At 50.3% G+C, this 15,970-nt stretch carries 14 protein-coding genes; 7 read left to right on the top strand and 7 right to left on the bottom strand.

Features of this window, described 5'->3' with window-relative positions:
* On the bottom strand, nucleotides 1-167 hold a 167-nt coding region (locus GAC_RS04775; protein ID WP_141564199.1), incomplete at its 3' end, for a class I tRNA ligase family protein.
* Between the two features lie 265 nt (nucleotides 168-432).
* Between GAC_RS04775 and GAC_RS04770 the strand changes: the two genes are divergently transcribed.
* From GAC_RS04770 to cyoE, 4 genes are all read left to right on the top strand, one after another.
* The gene (locus tag GAC_RS04770; protein ID WP_012659070.1) at nucleotides 433-1,671 is read left to right on the top strand and encodes an aspartate kinase; all 1,239 of its coding nucleotides are present in this window, start codon (nucleotides 433-435) and stop codon (nucleotides 1,669-1,671) included.
* A gap of 193 nt (nucleotides 1,672-1,864) precedes the next feature.
* Nucleotides 1,865-2,758 carry a cytochrome c oxidase subunit II gene (gene coxB / locus GAC_RS04760; RefSeq protein WP_080510993.1) on the top strand — a complete coding sequence of 298 codons (894 nt, stop codon included), beginning with the start codon at nucleotides 1,865-1,867 and terminating at the stop codon, nucleotides 2,756-2,758.
* 106 nt (nucleotides 2,759-2,864) lie between these two features.
* Nucleotides 2,865-4,421, top strand: coding sequence for a cytochrome c oxidase subunit I (ctaD, locus tag GAC_RS04755; RefSeq protein ID WP_010268343.1), 1,557 nt, complete (start codon nucleotides 2,865-2,867; stop codon nucleotides 4,419-4,421).
* Between the two features lie 9 nt (nucleotides 4,422-4,430).
* A complete protein-coding gene (gene cyoE, locus GAC_RS04750; protein WP_010265801.1) occupies nucleotides 4,431-5,336 on the top strand; it encodes a heme o synthase in 906 nt (301 codons plus the stop codon).
* Nucleotides 5,337-5,388: 52 nt separating this feature from the next.
* Here cyoE and bamD read toward each other — a convergent pair whose 3' ends face one another.
* Nucleotides 5,389-6,231, bottom strand: a complete 843-nt coding sequence (gene bamD / locus GAC_RS04745; RefSeq protein WP_241759825.1) for an outer membrane protein assembly factor BamD — start codon at nucleotides 6,229-6,231, stop codon at nucleotides 5,389-5,391.
* Between the two features lie 230 nt (nucleotides 6,232-6,461).
* On the opposite strand from bamD, the gene purD reads away from it, so the two are divergent.
* The 3 genes from purD (at nucleotide 6,462) to glmS (ending at nucleotide 10,156) form a co-directional block, all read left to right on the top strand.
* Entirely contained in the window at nucleotides 6,462-7,724 is a 1,263-nt protein-coding gene (purD, locus tag GAC_RS04740; protein ID WP_010268350.1) for a phosphoribosylamine--glycine ligase, read from the top strand.
* A 144-nt stretch (nucleotides 7,725-7,868) separates the two neighbouring features.
* Complete coding sequence (gene yajC, locus GAC_RS04735) at nucleotides 7,869-8,261, top strand: preprotein translocase subunit YajC (RefSeq protein ID WP_010268352.1); 393 nt, start codon at nucleotides 7,869-7,871, stop codon at nucleotides 8,259-8,261.
* An 80-nt stretch (nucleotides 8,262-8,341) separates the two neighbouring features.
* On the top strand, nucleotides 8,342-10,156 hold the full coding sequence (gene glmS / locus GAC_RS04730) for a glutamine--fructose-6-phosphate transaminase (isomerizing) (protein ID WP_010268355.1): 1,815 nt from the start codon (nucleotides 8,342-8,344) through the stop codon (nucleotides 10,154-10,156).
* A gap of 361 nt (nucleotides 10,157-10,517) precedes the next feature.
* Here glmS and dnaN read toward each other — a convergent pair whose 3' ends face one another.
* The 5 genes from dnaN to ppa form a co-directional block, all read right to left on the bottom strand.
* A complete protein-coding gene (gene dnaN, locus GAC_RS04725; protein WP_010268358.1) occupies nucleotides 10,518-11,657 on the bottom strand; it encodes a DNA polymerase III subunit beta in 1,140 nt (379 codons plus the stop codon).
* A 220-nt stretch (nucleotides 11,658-11,877) separates the two neighbouring features.
* Nucleotides 11,878-12,492, bottom strand: a complete 615-nt coding sequence (locus GAC_RS04720; protein ID WP_010265811.1) for a ribonuclease D — start codon at nucleotides 12,490-12,492, stop codon at nucleotides 11,878-11,880.
* Nucleotides 12,493-12,556: 64 nt separating this feature from the next.
* On the bottom strand, nucleotides 12,557-13,429 hold the full coding sequence (locus GAC_RS04715) for a response regulator transcription factor (RefSeq protein ID WP_011114547.1): 873 nt from the start codon (nucleotides 13,427-13,429) through the stop codon (nucleotides 12,557-12,559).
* A gap of 300 nt (nucleotides 13,430-13,729) precedes the next feature.
* Entirely contained in the window at nucleotides 13,730-14,377 is a 648-nt protein-coding gene (locus GAC_RS04705) for an ECH_1013 family putative transcriptional regulator (protein WP_010265817.1), read from the bottom strand.
* An 843-nt stretch (nucleotides 14,378-15,220) separates the two neighbouring features.
* Nucleotides 15,221-15,748 (bottom strand): inorganic diphosphatase, encoded by a 528-nt coding sequence (ppa, locus tag GAC_RS04700; RefSeq protein WP_010268361.1) that lies wholly within the window; start codon nucleotides 15,746-15,748, stop codon nucleotides 15,221-15,223.
* Between the last annotated feature and the right edge of the window lie 222 nt (nucleotides 15,749-15,970).

Below are 15,970 nucleotides of genomic sequence, written 5' to 3'. Positions count from 1 at the left end.
TGGCCGTGCTCATCCGTCCCTGTAGTGAACTTGACCTGCTTGCCACTCAGACTTCTAAACCTGGCAGCAACATCAGATATGAGTGTGGTGTAGAAGTGCCCTATGTGAGGAGTATCGTTAACATAGTATATAGGAGTGGTAACGTAAAAGCATTCCCCCTGCCTCACCAAAGCCCTCAAAGCGCACAACACCAAGAACTGGGTATGGTACCAAAACCTTGCTCATTCTTCAAGCAGTAACCAGCACCGGAGAGAATAAAGCTGCCATTCGGTGCTGAGAGGATATCAGCAATGCCGCAAATAGCGCAACCCGTGCGTCACAACCATAGGCATACATCATTAAAAAACCCATGGTCCGCACTGGCAATTATCTGTGTAAAGGACCTGGCAAATCAGTTATAATCCGCAACTACGTGGATATGCAAATCTGAGCATGGGCAGGATTCTGGTAAAAAAGTTTGGAGGCACATCCTTAAAAGACGTAGAGTGCATATTAAGAGTTGCAAACATAGTGCGGCAGGGTGTGGAGCGTGGCCACAAGCTTGTGGTGGTAGTCTCGGCCATGGGCCGCTTTACGGACGAGGCCGTTACAACTGCACAGGAGGTTTCGGAGCTGGCATCAGAGGCACAGCTTTCGGAGTATGACGTGGTCGTCTCCTCCGGAGAGCAGGTATCATGTGGGCTTCTGGCGCTTGCATTGCAGCGCATAGACATCAAAGCAACATCTATAATGGGCTGGCAGATACCCATAAACACAACCGGAGAGCACTCGCGGGCCAGAATTATAGAAATAAAACCCGATCGCATATTATCGCTCCTGAACGAGCATGATGTTGTAATAGTTGCAGGGTTCCAAGGTATTCACAATGCGCGCATCACTACCCTGGGCAGGGGTGGGTCAGACATCTCCGCAGTGGCAATAGCCGCTGCACTGCGGCTGGACGCGTGTTATATGTACACAGATGTTGCGGGAGTATATACGGCAAATCCTTGTTTGGTCCCGAGCGCACGTAAGTTAGATCACGTAACGTATAACGACATGGTAGAAATATCCGCCTCTGGTAGGGCAATATTGAACGTACGCTCTGTAGAGATGGCTATGCGGTGCGGCGTGCGTATTCATGTGATGTCAAGCTCGCAGGAAGCGAAGGGCACATTGGTATCTTTTGAGTGTGAGAGGGAAATGGAGAGCAGAATAATTACTGGAATCGCTATTAGTAAAAAGATAGCAAGCGTATCGCTGGGCGGAGTGCCTGCAGTTCCCGGCATCGCCGCAGCACTGCTTCCCATAGCAGAGGGAAACATAGACGTGGATATGATAATGCAGACCGTGGACGGGGAACTCCGCAATATTACTTTTACTGTGCAAGAAGAAGATCTGCAAAAAACGCAAGATATCCTTTTACAACACAAACACAACATAATGTACGAGAGCCTGGCGGTAACGGATGGCCTGGCCAAGGTTTCTTTAGTAGGCGCATGTATGATATCGCGTCCGGGTGTGGCCAGCAGGGTTTTTAGCGCATTGGCCAGTGGTGGAATAGCCGTATTGGCAGTCTCCACTTCTGAGATAAAAATTACTGTTTTGATGCATGAACAAAGCGCTGCACCAGCGTTGAGCCTCCTTCACGAGGAATTCGCACTTGATCGTGAAAGTGTGCCTTGTACATAAACTGCGCGTTCGTCATCTGCTCCTACCTGGTCACTAGCACGCGGCCTTTGCTGCAAAACTGCGTAACATCGCACTTGCACCCAGGCATCTCTCTTTTGTATATATAACACACCTGAGGCTACCAGAGCGGTATTTGTAATGCACATCACTGTGCGTACACAAGTGTAAAGCCCCTACCCACATTGTTAAAGGTATGTTACCTGCGTCAGCAGCCGTTACCAGCTGGAACAAAAGCCTTGCTATTTCCACTGTTGCGATGTACCATCCGACGGTATATGTTGGCTTTCACTGTGTTTTTCCTATGCTCCGTGCGCTCGTTGTGGGTGTGTTGTTTGTCTGCGGATCGCTATGGGGGCCCAGCGCGGGTGCAAGTGCGCCTTACCCATGGCAGCTTGGGTTTCAGGAGCCCGCAACAGAAATTATGGAGCTAATTGCCAAGTCCCATAACTACATCATGGTTGTGATGTCTGCAGTGGCGGCTGTTGTATTTTTCTTGATGTTCTATACACTGGCCAAGTTTCGAAGAAAGAAGGGTGAGCAGGTAAAGTTTAACAACAAGAATTCTCACAATGTCGCGCTTGAAGTAACGTGGACCTTAATCCCGCTGTTAATTGTCGGGTTATTGACCATAAGCAACGTTAAGCTCATCAAAAAGGAGCAGCAAATCCCCGAAGCAGACATTGTGATTAAGGCTATAGGATATCAGTGGTACTGGACCTACGTGTATCCAGAGACTGGTATAAGGTTTGACAGCTACATGAAGCCAGATTCGGAGTTGGAGAGTGGTGAGTTGCGCCTGCTTGAGGTAGACAATAGGATGGTCGTACCGGTAGGCGAGGTCGTGTTGTTGCAGTCCACCGCCGGAGATGTGATACACAGCTGGGCTGTGCCGGCTTTGGGCATTAAAGTTGATGCAGTGCCAGGAAAGTTAAACGAGGTGTGGTTCTCGGTGAAGAAACCCGGGGTTTACTATGGGCAGTGTTCCGAACTTTGCGGGAGGCTGCATGGCTTCATGCCCATCGTGGTTGAGGCGGTAACTAGGGATAAGTTTGATGCGTGGGTAGCACAGCGCAAAGAAAGCAGTTAGGGGGCCTAGCAGTTGGTGTGGTAAGCTGATGGGTCAAATTTTGAGGCTTATATGCTTGTGGGTTGTTGCGTGTTTCCTCCCAGAGCTATTTTAGGAGGTGGGTTATATGTACGATGAGCATGCGCCTAGTGGTTTGAAGCGGTGGTTGTTCTCCACCAACCATAAAGACATAGGCACCATGTACATCATCTTTTCGATAATAGGTGGTGTGATAGGGGGCCTGCTGTCCCTCATATTGCGCGCACAGTTGGCGCACATAGACGTGTTGCACGGAAACTACCAGCTATATAACGTCATGGTTACTGGGCACGCGCTCATAATGGTCTTTTTCATGATAATGCCTGCTCTCACCGGGGGGTTTGGGAACTGGTTTGTTCCCCTGCTAATTGGCGCACCAGATATGGCATTTCCGCGGTTGAATAACCTGAGTTTTTGGATGCTAGTAGCATCACTCGCGCTGCTGTTTTGCTCTGTACTGATCGGAGATGGCCCGGGAACGGGTTGGACTTTGTACCCTCCCCTGTCATACCTGTCCTCTCATCCAGACGCATCTGTGGACATGGCTATATTGGCATTGCACCTCGCGGGTATTTCCTCAATAGTTGGGTCCATAAACTTTATAGTAACAATTCTCAACATGCGTGCCCACGGTATGACGCTGCTCAAGATGCCGTTGTTCGTATGGACCATATTGCTTACTTCGTTCATGCTAATAGTGTCACTCCCCGTATTAGCCGGAGCAATTACAATGCTCCTGACTGATCGCAACTTCGGTACCAGCTTTTTTAACCCGTCAGGCGGCGGTGACCCAATACTTTTTCAGCATCTGTTCTGGTTTTTCGGGCACCCGGAAGTATACGTGATAATATTCCCAGCTTTTGGGATTATAAGTCAGATAGTATCCACGTTTTCCCACAAGGCGGTTTTTGGGTACCTGGGAATGGTGTTCGCGCTAGTTGGAATAGCGACGGTCGGGTTGGTGGTTTGGGCGCACCATATGTTCACCACCGGCTTGAGTACGGAAATGATCACGTACTATAGCGTCACAACGATGTTGATAGGGGTGCTGACCGGAGTCAAGGTGTTCAGCTGGATAGCCACCATGTGGGGAGGGAAGATAGAGTTTAAGACCCCGATGCTTTTCGCGATAGGGTTCATCTTCGTGTTCACAGTCGGCGGCTTGACCGGCATAGTGGTCTCACACGGGGGAGTGGATAAGGTTCTGCATGACACATACTACGTGGTTGCCCACTTTCACTATGTGATGTCAATCGCAGCGCTCTTTGCCGCATATGCGGGGTTTTATTATTGGATAGGTAAAATGTCAGGCAAGCAGTACCCCGAGTGTATGGGGAAAATTCACTTCTGGCTGACTTTCATTTCGACCAATATAGCGTTCTTCCCTCAGCACTTTTTGGGGCTTGCCGGCATGCCTAGAAGAATTCCTGACTATCCAGATGCCTTTGCTCCATGGAATTACGTATCCTCCGTGGGAGCGGGCCTTTCTTTTCTATCTGCGCTGCTATTTATAGCAATTGCGATATACACATTGAAGAGGGGCAAGACGGCCGAAGCAAACCCGTGGGGAGGCGACACTTTGGAGTGGACTGTCCCCTCGCCCGCCCCGTTCCACACTTTTGAGGAAATTCCCAAGTTGGACTAAGGGATACACATGACAGCAACTTTTATCAAGACCTCCCGAGGGAAAAGCCCTGCGTCTCTTTCCTCGGTTGGCGATTACGTTCAGCTGCTCAAGCCCAGGATAATGTGTTTGGTGGTGTTTACTGCAATAACCGGAATGCTAATCGCACCGGGAACTATTCACCCACTAATAGGGCTTGTATCCACGGTGTGTGTAGCCCTGGGCGCAGGTGCGGCGGGTGCGTTCAATATGTGGTACGATAGTGATATTGACGCAATTATGGATCGTACCAAGGGCCGGCCTATACCTGCAGGAAAAATTTGCAGGGAACAAGCATGGGAATGCGGCATGGTGCTTGCAACACTATCAGTGTTTGTCATGGCAATCGCAGTAAACTATGTATCTGCGCTCCTTCTGGCGGGAAGCATTTTTTCCTATGCAGTAGTTTATACAATGCTACTGAAAAGGCGCACACCGCAGAATATAGTGATTGGCGGCATCGCGGGCGCTTTCCCACCAGTAATAGGTTGGGCCTCAGTTTCCGGGACGCTGTCGCTTGAGAGCTTGTCCCTGTTTGCGATAATATTCGTGTGGACACCCCCTCACTTTTGGGCAATCGCCCTACTCACCCTGGAGGAATACAAAAAAGCGAACGTTCCCATGCTGCCCGTGTACTGTATACGTAAAACCAGGTCGCACATATTGTTGTATAGCATAATTCTTGCGGTCGTGGGGGCAACGCCGGGTTTGTTTGTGAAACACCCGGTTTTATATGAAATTCTGGCAACCGGCTTGAGCGCAACGTTCATCGCTTATGCCATCGCCGTATTTCGGGAAAAGGGACAGCCGTCACATAAGGCATGCATGGGGCTGTTTAAATACTCTATATACTATCTGTTTCTACTGTTTGCCGTGGTGATAGCCTGCGTACACTAGCTTGGAAAAGGCAGCACGTCTCGCCGTCCCCGGGGCGCGGCGCTAGTTAGTGTTACAACAGTGATTCTCGCTGTGCGTCCTCCACAGCTTCTTCTCCGGCAGCAGCACTGCTAGGAGGAGTAGCGCTCTTTCCCTCATCATCCCCCTCCTTGGTTCCTTCCTGCCCGACTTCTTGCGCACAGTTTTTCTCCCCGCTTAGTAGACGCTCAGCCCTGGCGCGCCACACGTTGCCTTCATCTAATTTAGAGAGGTACGCGGCCGCTGATTTATGGTCCCCCAAGGCTGTGTAGGCCTCCACCAGTCGGTACAACCCTTCGTTAGTGTACGCTGAACTTGGATATGCAGATATCAGAGCTCTAAACCTCTTCACTGCGGCTATGTGCCCCCCTCGCTTGAGGTAAAACTTACCAATCATGAATTCCCTAGCAGCCAGGTGCTGCTGCACGGCAGCAAGCCTTTTGGAAATTTCACCTAAGTGGCGCGAGTTTGGGAACATGCGCACAAACTCGTAAGCAAGGTTCCTAACCTCTAGGGCCACTCCCTGGTCCAACCCAAGATCGGGAATCTGCATGTATTTAGCCAGAATTCTGACGTAGTAGGCGTAGTCTATGCTCTTGCTGCTGGGGTAGGAATCAATGTAGCCCTCCGCAAGAGAAGCCGATTCAGCGTAGTTACCGAGCTCATAATGAGCCACCGCAGCAACCAGACTGCCGTCTATTGCCATTTGTGAAAACGGATATAGAGCCTCTATCTTATCGAAAACCGCTATAGCCTTCTTATACCGTCCCTCGTGAAACAGCCTGAGACCATCTTCGTAAAGCTTATGTACCCCCTCTTCAGCGAAGGACGCAGCAGCAACGGGGTGCGTGGTACAGAGAATAGAAAGGATAACCAAAACAGCGCACAACAAACCAGTACGAGGAGCCACGAAACCACACCAAACAAACGTCAGGGAGCCATTAAACCACGCAACCAGACCCATAGCAAGTCTTTTGTCCTACAGGATTCCCGAATATATTCCTGCTAGTTTTGCATGTTTGCACGAAACCCTATTGACAAACTGACGATTTGTGGTAGCGTGGCGGTGGCGTTTCGTGGTCTTGATGGTCTCTTGTAGGGGGCGGGATGAATGTTCTGGTTGTCGGCTCCGGGGGTAGGGAGCATGCCCTGTTGGACTGCCTGAGCCGCTCCCCCATGTTAACTCGTTTGTTTGTTGCTCCTGGGCGTGAGGCCATGGCGGACCTGGCGACTTTGGTGGACGTAGACGTAACTAACTTTATCGAGGTTGCGCAGATCTGCAAGCGCGAGAAGATAGATCTGGTTGTTGTCGGTCCTGAGTTACCGCTAATCAGCGGGTTGTCCGATGCACTTACCGATGAGGGTATTTTTGTGTTTGGCCCGTCCAGGGCCGCATCTAGGCTCGAGGCCTCAAAGGGGTTTACAAAGGAGTTGTGCGCCCGTTACAACATCCCCACGGCGAAGCACGGGTATTTTATGGACATCGGCTCCGCCAAGCAGTTCGTCAAGAGGAGTAAGCTGCCGTTGGTGGTGAAAGCCGATGGGCCGGCTCAGGGAAAGGGCGTCATAATATGCCACACTCTGGAGGAAACTTATGACGCATTAGACGCCATGCTTGTACAGGGCAAGTTCGGCAAAGCCGGCGAAGCAGTCGTGGTGGAGGAATTCCTAGACGGTAAGGAGGTTAGCTTTCTCACCTTAATAGACGGCACTAACCCGGTGGTGCTTGGGGCGGTGCAGGATTATAAGCCGGCGTATGATGGGAACAAAGGGCCGAACACTGGGGGCATGGGAGCGTATTCAACCCCGGGTATTATCACTGAAGAGATGGAGCACCTGATAGTGCAACGGATCATATATCCGACTATCAAAGCCATGTTTAACATGGGAATACAGTTCAGGGGGCTACTGTTCGCTGGCATTATGATTAAGAAAAACGAGCCCAAACTTCTGGAATACAACGTCAGGTTCGGGGATCCCGAGACGCAGGCCATTTTGCCCAGATTGGATTCAGATTTGCTGAGGCTCATGTCCCTAGCAGCGAAGGGCAGGCTTGGTAGCGAGGTGGTGTCTCTGAACCGCAAGTCGGTCGTTTGTGTGGTAGTAGCCAGCAAGGGCTACCCTGGGCCTTACGAATCAGGCTCAGTGATAGGTGGGCTGGACGAGATTGCGAGGGCTTCTAGTGTTAAGGTCTTTCACGCGGGCACGAAGCGGGTTGGGAACAACTGGGTTTCCGCCGGCGGTAGGGTTTTGAATATAGTAGCCGAGGCGGATGACTTGGCCACCGCTAAGCACCAGGCCTACGCGGCCCTAGATTTGTTAGACTGGCCTGGTGGCATGTATAGGTATGACATAGGCGCCTGCGAGTAGCGCGGCTTTGCTACACTGCACGCGGGTGGCGTGTGTTTGCATCCAGGGTCCACGTCCGCCGCGTATTGGCTGGCCACCTTAGTTGTCTCCTTGACAGCGCACCTAGCCTTTGGTAGATTGCAGAATACGTTTCTGGTAGGTTCGATGCTTTCATTTCCTAGTGCCTTGTTTGCCGCTACGGCTGCTACCCCGGCGCCTGCTGCTGGGCTAGGGGCCTCTATTGCCGGGTTTGCCCCGTTGGTTCTCATATTCCTGATTTTCTATTTCTTGGTCATAAGGCCCCAACAGAAAAAGCTCAGGGAGCATAACAAGTTGTTGGACAGTATCAAAAAGGGAGACAAGGTAATCGCGTCAGGCGGGCTCTTTGGTACGGTAACTAAGGTTGATGCAAGTAACGGGCACCTGCACATAGAGATTGCAACAGGTGTGGAGGTTAGGGTGCTGAAGTCGTCCGTGTCGGAGGTACTCAATAGAGACGGGAACGGTAAGGGAGCCTATGTAGGCAAATCCCAATCGACTGCAAAAAGCCTGTATTAGCGTAGTTCCCTGCGTCCCTTTGCCCTGAACAACGGATTGGTGAGTGGCCTGCTTATCCCTATTCTCAATTGGGTGTCCTTATGTGTGGTGTGTTAGGAGTCGTTAGCAGCTGCCAGGCAGTTCCCTTGTTGCTGTGCGGCCTGCGCCAGCTTGAGTATAGGGGGTATGACTCGTGCGGAATCGCGGTTTTGGATCGCGGCGGCATTCAGGTTAGGCGTTCGTGTGGCAAGGTTGCCAGGCTGAGCGAGCTTGTGTCCTCAGGGGAAGGTACGCTGCGGGGAAATGTTGGCATAGCGCATACTAGGTGGGCTACGCATGGGGTTCCAAAAATTGAAAATGCGCACCCCATATGCGTGGGCAAAGTGGCGGTCGTCCACAACGGAATTGTTGAGAACTATCCGTCAATTAGAGAGCGTCTTGAGGCCAATGGTAGCAGATTCTGCACGGATACAGACACAGAGGTTATACCCCACCTGGTCGGGTCACTGTTGCAAGCTGGATTGCCCCCAAGATATGCGGTGCGGAAGGCGCTGGAAGAGATAGAAGGCAGTTTTGCAGTCATATTTATGTTGGCGGGGCACAGTAGTTTGCTGGCAACCTGCAGAATGTTACCCTTAGTCGTTGGCTGCGGCACCGACGCCAACCTGGTATCTTCAGACGAATATGTCTTGAGCAAGTATGCACAAAGGATTTGTTATCTGCAAGACAATCACATAGCCGAAATTTCGCTCAATGACGTTAAGATATATAACGAGAGTGATGAGGCGCTCGACTACGAAACAATACTCATCAGCGCACCCAGCACAAGCACCGACAAGGCACCGTATGAACATTTCATGCTAAAGGAGATCCACGAACAACCCAAGGTCATACGTGATACGATTGACCAGTTTATCAGCTATGGCAGCGTCGAGTTCGCATGTAATGCAGACTTATTCAAATCCTTAACCCACCTGACAATAGTAGGAAGCGGATCATCCTATATGGCCGGCCTAATCGCAAAATATTGGTTAGAAAGCATAGCGAACATCAGAGTGCTGTTAAGTATAGCATCGGAGTTTCGCTACCATCGGATGCAGATATCAGAAAACGACGTGTTCTTGTTCATATCTCAATCCGGAGAAACTGCTGATACCCTGGCGGCTTTGCGCCACGCACGAAGGCAACATAGCACAGTTATTAGCTTGACTAACGTCCCGCGAAACAGCATGGAGAGTATATCAGATATTGCCCTAAAGATCCTCGCAGGACCGGAAGTTGGTGTCGCATCAACCAAAACTTTCTCTGCACAATTGGCTGTGCTAGCGTGCTTTTCTCTGTGGCTTGCAAAAGTCAGATGTGTCATAGCACAAAGCACATACGAGCAGTTGTTGGAAGCACTGCAATGTGTGGCGCAACACGCGTCAGAGGCTCTTGGAACCTCAATAGAGTCTGTAGCCAACCTAATATTGCACTACAATCGTGTAATAATAATGGGTAGAGGCACCTGCTACGGAGTTGCGCTGGAGGCTGCGCTAAAAATTAGGGAGCTGTCCTACATTCACACCATAGGTATCGCGTCTGGAGAGCTGAAGCATGGTTCAATAGCACTTGTGGATGAATCTCTTCCCGTCATAGCCATTGCACCATACAACGAGACGTTCACCAAAAACCTGGTGAGCATACAGGAAGTATCTGCAAGAAAGGGTATAGTCGTGGCCTTTACTGACAGAAAGGGGGCACAAAAACTGAAACATCTGTGCAGGGCAGTGGTAGAGCTGCCTGAGACGAATGCCTTCTCCCTGCCTATAGTATATACGATAGCCGCACAACTCCTCGCGTACAGCATTGCCGTCAAGAAGGGGTTGGATGCTGATCAACCCCGTAATCTGGCAAAGTCGGTCACTGTGGAGTAGAAACTCAGCCCATATACCGGTTTTGAATCAGCACATCACAACACTTTTTGTCTGCCCGCTCACATGACGAGTGCGGCATAGCGTGCATTCCGGCGCTTTAGCGTAGCGGCTTCAAGTAGCTCTTGGACAAAATGCATCACCCGGGCACCGGATGTTGCGCAACAGCGACAGTATCTTGCCGCAACAGTCACACGTAAGTAATCAAGCCATGTTGAGGAAGAACAACATATGGCAGGCAGGCAAGCACGCCAAATCCCGAAGCACAAGGGGAGCGGTTGTTGCGCCATAACCACGTCCAACTAAGCACGAAAACACCGATAGTATTGAAAATCAAGCGTCTGACACCTACGCGCCAGCGCAACTATATTCTCATAGGCATTATTATGTGCATGGAGCCGCCGGGTTCCTTGTCCTGAATCAGCACGGCAGTGTTACCATCCTGAAATACGACCTCACAGGCCCCCTTCATGCAACCCAGCACCTCAATAAGATACCTGGCATTGAGCCCAATAGTGACTTCATCACCTTTGTAATCTACCTCAAGCTCCTCCCTGGCATCACCCTGATCGGACGACGCGGAGCTGAGAGTCAGCCGACCGGAGGCGAATGACAGCTTAATGGCCTTCACCTTATCAAAAACTACCACAGAAACCCGATCCACAGCGCTAAGAAGAGAGCACGCATCCATAGATACACTCGCACCCCTCTCTTGCGGAATTATAGATAAGTAGTCCGGAAACACCCCGTCAACCACTTTGGAAACCATGAAATATCCCTTGTACCTGAAGCATATCTTGCGCTGTGAAATGCTTACAGATACAACTTGTGACGCATCCCCACCGCCACCTATTATTTTCAAAAGCTCATTTACCGTCTTCCTAGGTACAATCACGCCGATATCAGGCTGCAGGCCTTCCGGCCTATTCACCTTCGCAAGCGACAAGCGGTGCCCATCGGTCGCCACACAGCACAACATATCCTCCGCAACATGCATGTAGACACCCCTGAGGTTATACCTACTCTCCTCAACGGACATGGAGAATTTTGTCTTGTTGAGCAACTCGGCAATATGGGAAACCTGCATGTCAAAACCGCAGTCAACCTCGCCACCCTCAATTGCGGGGAACTTTTCCGGCGCCACAACATGGAGAAAGAACTTGGCATTTCCGCATTCAACGAGCAGCCGCCCATCGCTCATCTTGAAGCCAACTGCGCAATCACCCGAAAGCTTCCTGACAATGTCATACAACAACTGAGCAGATGCGACTACGACTCCCTTATGAACAACGCTAGCGTTGACGCACGCTTCTATTGAAATATCAAGGTCCGTCGAAGACAGCTCAACAACACCATCTTTGGCCTCCACCCTGACGCATGACAACACAGCTATGCTGTTGCGCCTCTCTATCACGCTGCTGACGTAGGCCAGGGACTGCAGCAAATCCTCCCTACTTATACTGCATTCCAACCCACCACCCACTGCGATATCCATAAGCACCATACAGAGTTGAGGATTCTAAACGCAACCAACCCTCATGTCAACAACCCGTGACTTCCCTCTGTTAGGGTGCAACAGCGATAGCACCCCCCTATTACATTATACGCAATAGTATAACAGAGGCCGCTGTGCCGCCGCATGTATTGGAATTACCTCATTACTCGGACGCTTGGGGCACAGCACGCAGGGAAGGCGCAACCGTGGCAAATCTCGTACTGCAAAGTCATGTTTGGTGGCTAAAGATGTCTACCCCATCCCAACCCAATAAATCCAGCTCTGCCCTCGCAGGAATAAACTTGAAACAAGACTCAGCCAGATCCTGCTTGTCTTCTCGTTCAAGCATCATATCGAGCTTTTTCTTGATATCATGTAGATATATGACATCGGCCGCCGCGTAACTCAGTTGCTCAGAAGTGAGCACCTCCCTACCCCAATCGGAGGATTGCTGCGCCTTGTTGATTTTCACTCCCAGAAGTTCGTAACACAGATCCTTAAGCCCGTGATGGTTCGTGTAAGTCCTCACCAGCCTCGACGCGATTTTAGTGCAGTAACAAGGTACCGCCCACATCCCGAAACAATGGCGTATCGCAGCCACATCAAACCGGGCAAAATGGAATATCTTCATAATCTCAGGATTGGAGACGATACGCCGCAAATTAGGTGCGCTATAGTCACCAGAAAACTTAACAAGGTGCGCGTCGCCATCACCAGAAGAAAGCTGCACTAAGCACACCCTATCACGCCTACAAACAAGACCCATGGTCTCAGTATCTACAGCAACAACGTTACCTAGATCAAGACCGTCCGGTAAATCATTGTTATGCACGAACACAGCCACGCATCACCCCGCTTTTACTAACAGGGCCTCACTCTAGCACACACTCCGAAAAAAACAATCCCCCTTAGGCCTCCTCGGCGTAATTCCTACGCTCTTCCGTTTTGTTGCCTGCGCCATCGCACTCGCCCTCGGCCGGCCACTTATTATACCCAGGTCTACCCTTGTTGCCGCTGCTACCCTTGGCGTCACCTTCACTAGCCTTATTGACGCTGCCTCCGGAATCCTTACTGCTGCCCTCTTCGTCGTCACTTGCACATTCCTTGAGTACGTATCCCCTACCCCATACGGTCTCTATGTAATTTTTTCCGTTGTTCGCTACCTTAAGCTTTTTGCGTAGCTTACACATGAAAACGTCTATAATTTTGTCATCGGACGGCTCGTCCAACTCCCTATACAGGTGGGACAGGAACATTTCTTTCGTTAGCACGGTACCGAGGCGGGAAGACAATAGCTCAATCATCCCGTACTCTTTCTTGGTAAGGTGGATAATCTCACCGTTACATTCGACACATTTGTGATCTAGATTGATGGAGATGTTGCCCACACGCACTATAGACTCTGGGTGGCCCCTGGTTCTCCGCACTATGGCCTTGATCCTGGCAAGTAGCTCGCTCTTGTGGAAAGGCTTCGTGATATAATCGTCAGCCCCGTAGTAGAGACCCTTAACCTTGTGCGCCACAGAAGAGATGCAGGACAGTATCAGAACGGGAACCTTGATCCCAGACTCCCTAAGCTTCACCAGTATGTCGTAACCATCCACCTTACCGGGAAAGTGTATATCCAATATTACGACGTCATAGTCGTCATTCTTAGGAATTATACTACCGTAACAGTCCTGAGCGGAGGCCATGGTCTCGCAAAAATGCCCTTCTGAAGACAGAGAAGCCTCCACTGCCCTGGCACAAGCAACATCATCTTCTATCAACAGTATACGCATACCCACACCTCAAAAACCCAACGAACCCCAGGCACCAAAAAACCGCCCCCTGCACGGTGCCCTAACTTCTCAAAGATTAACACATATACCATTATGCTAATCAAGCATAACTGCAAAAAATGTATAACATATTTCTGATGTGTTGCATATACAACACGGCAGTCTCCACAGCACACTGACCAGGGCGCTCCCGTTATAAGCCACGCAACCGGCCTTTCCAACTTACAGCACAAAGAATGCCGAGCGTCCAGTACGCGCGTTAACACATTATTAATACAGAACACAAAGCTCTGCTTACTGTTACCACAAAGCCCTAGCGTACCATACTACGCGCCCAAGGACTTTGATATCTTCAACCGGGCATTCGTAGGATGAATATTTTTTGTTGTCACATACCACATGTAGCATGATGTTCTGGCTGTCCCGTACATATTCTAGCCTGCGTATCAGAATCCCCATAGAGTCCCGTATAGCAAACACCCCCGCAGGATGAGCGATTTTATCAGACACATCCACCAACACTACGTCCTGCCCCACAAGTGTCGGAGACATACTATCTCCCTTCACATCATAGAAGCGCAAACTCTCCACACTAAACGGAAGCTTGGTGTGCGCAGGCATGTAAAACCTAGAGCACCGCGTATGGTTATTTTTGTCTTCTTCATCCTCGGATTCCGCAAGATAGTAGACCGGCAACACCCCACCGGAAGTCACATCATACAAACCGTCATCACTGCCGACTAGGTAGGCCAGCGGAACCTGAAGCACCTCAGCGATCGCCATAAGCTTTTTCGAGGTAGGGTTGCTAGACTTCCCACTAAGTATATCATACACAAAAGACTTCCCTACTGACGCCCTATCGGCCAGCTCACGGGCGTTTATCCCGATCCTATCCATCTGGGATCTTATCCTAGCTACTATCGTGCTACAACTACCCTGCCTCTCCATAAACTCGCCTTATGGTTAACATAAATACAGCTTGTACAATTTTCGATACATAAACTCAAGCATTAAGTCACCAATCACGACACAAAATTTATGACTTCACAATAATAAGTTAATAAATTTACTGGTATAGCATAAAATCACACTCAAAACTAGCAATGTGCAGGAATGCAAACGGGACTGATTTCGGATGTATAGAACTTGGCAGTCCGAACGGGCCCAATTTGCCGCACTATCGCGCTGCACTGCCTCATAAACTCGGTGTCGCATGCAAGGTTGCTCTTCCATCATCAACGTACCGCACAACCAGCAGCACATATCCTTGTTACGCTGCCCGTTGCGGGAAAACTTTGCCAAAGCTAACATCACCAGAAACCCCGTGTGTTCCTATCCAGAGTTTTTAGGTCACACATAGTACAAAAGTGCGGCAAGTTTACCACAGTTAGTGCATTGCAATTTTCGACATTACAAATTGATAGAGTACACACAGAGACTCGGCGCGAAGCGCAGGCATGTTCATCGCATACCAGTGTAACGCGGTCACGCGGGGGTGTGCTTTAGCCTGTGGTAGGATGGTTGCTCTTGGTGGCGCGTGGCCTGTTAGTTTTCGGTGTGAAATTTCCTGATGAAGGTGTCTGCAGGCGAGCCTTTAAGTTCTATAGCGTCACTTCTGGCTGTGTAGCAGGCCGACTTTCGGTTATCCTATGCCGCGTAGCTAAATGCCTGCGTGTTCTGGCTTTGATGGAGTGGTCTGCAGTGCGTGTTGCCAGGGAGATTGCTTTTCCTCTTTATTTCTCTTGCGGGTGTGGTGGCATGTCTACTCTTGGTGATGCGCAGTCACCGCGGCTAGCGAGCAACAGAAGACATTGATTCACGTATTAGGCTCTTGGCAAACTCGGCATCCCGCCACGCACCCACAGAAACGAATTTGTCCTTCTCAAGTTTTTTGTAGAAGGAGAAAAAGTGCGACACGGAATCCAAGAATGACTGCGGCAGATCGGAATAGTCATTAACTCCATCATAGTAAGGGTCAACCTTGCGCGCTGGCACCGCCACGACTTTAACATCCTCACCTGACTCGTCACTCATCATAAGGGCACCCACGGGCCTGGAAACAATTACGGCACCTGTTATGACCGGAAACCTGGTGAGCACCAAAACGTCAACTGGGTCACCATCTCCGGCGATGGTTTCTGGGACAAACCCGTAATTGCAGGGGTAGTACATGGCTGTGGGCAAGAACCTATCGACGCAAAACGCCCCACAGCCCTTATCAAGCTCGTACTTGACAGGATGCGAATCCTTGCTGATCTCAATAACAACATTAACCTCCTCTGGGGCATTCTTCCCGCTACCAATCGCACTCAAGTTCACAACCTACCTCACATAACCGCGCGCGGACAGGCAGCAACAACAAACCCAGAGTGGCTTTGCAAGACTCCCAATCAGAAACCGAAACTACGGGCCACGTGCCGCTAACGACGCATACGGCAGGAATGTTACCACACCCGCAAGAGAAATAAAGAGGAAAAGCAATCTCCCCGGCAATACGTACTGCAGGTTACCCCATCAAAGCCCGAGCAACACCGGCATTCA

The sequence above is a fragment of the Anaplasma marginale str. Florida genome (genome assembly GCF_000215485.1).
GTDB lineage: Bacteria > Pseudomonadota > Alphaproteobacteria > Rickettsiales > Anaplasmataceae > Anaplasma > Anaplasma marginale.
This window is presented reverse-complemented; position numbering and strand designations above follow the sequence as displayed.

What these genes read in the sequence shown, in the direction of transcription:
- GAC_RS04770 (WP_012659070.1), top strand. Translation starts at nt 433, where the DNA reads ATGGGCAGGATTCTGGTAAAAAAGTTTGGAGGCACATCCTTAAAAGAC.
- coxB (WP_080510993.1), top strand. Translation starts at nt 1,865, where the DNA reads ATGTTACCTGCGTCAGCAGCCGTTACCAGCTGGAACAAAAGCCTTGCT.
- ctaD (WP_010268343.1), top strand. Translation starts at nt 2,865, where the DNA reads ATGTACGATGAGCATGCGCCTAGTGGTTTGAAGCGGTGGTTGTTCTCC.
- cyoE (WP_010265801.1), top strand. Translation starts at nt 4,431, where the DNA reads ATGACAGCAACTTTTATCAAGACCTCCCGAGGGAAAAGCCCTGCGTCT.
- purD (WP_010268350.1), top strand. Translation starts at nt 6,462, where the DNA reads ATGAATGTTCTGGTTGTCGGCTCCGGGGGTAGGGAGCATGCCCTGTTG.
- yajC (WP_010268352.1), top strand. Translation starts at nt 7,869, where the DNA reads ATGCTTTCATTTCCTAGTGCCTTGTTTGCCGCTACGGCTGCTACCCCG.
- glmS (WP_010268355.1), top strand. Translation starts at nt 8,342, where the DNA reads ATGTGTGGTGTGTTAGGAGTCGTTAGCAGCTGCCAGGCAGTTCCCTTG.
- dnaN (WP_010268358.1), bottom strand. Translation starts at nt 11,657, where the DNA reads ATGGTGCTTATGGATATCGCAGTGGGTGGTGGGTTGGAATGCAGTATA.
- GAC_RS04715 (WP_011114547.1), bottom strand. Translation starts at nt 13,429, where the DNA reads ATGCGTATACTGTTGATAGAAGATGATGTTGCTTGTGCCAGGGCAGTG.
- GAC_RS04705 (WP_010265817.1), bottom strand. Translation starts at nt 14,377, where the DNA reads ATGGAGAGGCAGGGTAGTTGTAGCACGATAGTAGCTAGGATAAGATCC.